Here is a 1,658-nt window from a genome sequence, read left to right as displayed (position 1 = left end):
CGGCGGTTGTCAACGTACTTGTCGCGTCACTTCACGCGAACTGCTTTAGTTCTGCCGGTTGCATGCGCTCCGGATTGAGCCAGACTTCATTCTTCAATTTCCAGTTGCGCGTCGATCGGGACCAGCGCCGTGGATTGCGCTGCCTGGCCGCTGCATAAACGGCCTCGCGTTGCGCAAGCACTGCGGTCGCCGCGCCGTTATGACGCTGCGCCGGCGTGACGAATTTCAGGCCGCTATGTTTGTGCTCCTGGTTGTACCAACGCACGAACTGCTGCGTCCAGGCACGGGCCTCATCAATGCTGCCGAACGGCCTGCGTGGATAGTCGGGCCGGTACTTGCAGGTGCGGAACAGTGACTCCGCGAACGGGTTGTCGTTACTCACACGCGGCCGGCTGAACGAGGCCACGACGCCCAGGTTCTCCAGGGTGGCGAGCATCGTCGCGCCCTTCATCGGGCTGCCGTTATCCGAGTGCAGCACCAGAGGGCGTCCTGCCAGACTCTCGGCCAGACTGGCACGCCGCATCAGTAACGCGGCCAGTTCCGCCGATTCAGCTTCATGCACTTCATGAGCAACAATCTTGCGGCTGAATACGTCCAGCATCATGTACCAGTAGTAGTACTGGCCCTTGACCGCCGCCGGCAGCCACGTGATGTCCCACGACCAGACCTGATTCGAACCAGTGGCACAATGGCTGGTCACCACCCGGGCTGAAGGCTTGCGCGCACGGCCGCGGTGATGCTGCTGCGAAGCGCTGCGCAGCACGCGGTAAAAGCTCGACTCCGACGCGAGGTACACGCCGCGATCTGCCAGGCTCGGTACGATCTGGCTGGGCGGCAGGCTGGCAAACTCCGCGCTGTTGGCGACCTCAAGGATCTGCTGCCGTTCGGCCTCACTCAAGCGACTGGACGGTGGCGGGCGCCCGGTCGTGGTGCGGCCATCGGCACGCACCGCGTCGCCGTCACCCACCCAGCGCTGGAACGTGCGCAGGCTCACACCCAGCTCATCGCAAGCCTTGTCCAGCCGGCAGCCTGACTGCGCCGCCTCGCGTATCAACGATATACATAACAGGCGATCCGGGACGTTGATCAATCGTCCTCTTTGTCTCCCCAGATCGCCTGGGCTTTTTTTCTCAGAATCAGCAGCGCAGCCGCTTCTGCCAGCGCCTTCTCCTTGCGCTGCAATTCCTTCTCGAGTTGCTGGATGCGCCGTTTGTCGTCTTTCGACTGATGGTGCTGCTCGCGTGCCTGCCCGGCAGCATTCGCGTTGGCCGACCGGCAGGCGGCTCGCCACGCCGCGATTTGTTCGGGATAAAGACCTTTGCGGCGGCAATACTCGGCCAGCTCCGCTGCATTGAGCGGCGCAGTTTCCAGTACTACTGCAAACTTGTCCTCCGAAGACCATCCTTCGGGATTCTTCCCATCGCCCGGCACGGCCAACCCTTGTCCTTTCGCCTGTCGGCGCCACGTGTACAACGTCTGTTCGGTAATCCCCGTTTCTCTGGCCAGCGCTGAAACCAGCGCGTTCTCCGGCGGCATCATGCGACGCACCAGCGCTTCTTTTCTTTCTGCTGAGTAGGCTTTCATTCACCCTGATTTTACCGCCCCCGGACCATGTCTATAAGAATCAGATAACACGACAAGTAGTCTGACGCCGGGGG

1 protein-coding gene is annotated in these 1,658 nt (G+C 61.8%); it reads right to left on the bottom strand.

Annotation, left to right across the window (positions count from 1 at the left end; genetic code table 11):
* Nucleotides 1-31: 31 nt before the first annotated feature.
* A protein-coding gene (locus LPA34_RS26800; protein ID WP_228984160.1) for an IS3 family transposase occupies nucleotides 32-1,584 on the bottom strand; the annotation gives its coding sequence in 2 pieces (ribosomal slippage) (nucleotides 32-1,119 and nucleotides 1,119-1,584; 1,554 coding nt in all).
* Nucleotides 1,585-1,658 lie beyond the last annotated feature (74 nt).

The organism is Paraburkholderia gardini (genome assembly GCF_907164575.1).
Taxonomy (GTDB): Bacteria; Pseudomonadota; Gammaproteobacteria; order Burkholderiales; family Burkholderiaceae; genus Paraburkholderia; species Paraburkholderia gardini.
The sequence above is the reverse complement of the archived record's forward strand: the minus strand, read 5'-3'. Positions and strand labels throughout refer to the sequence as shown.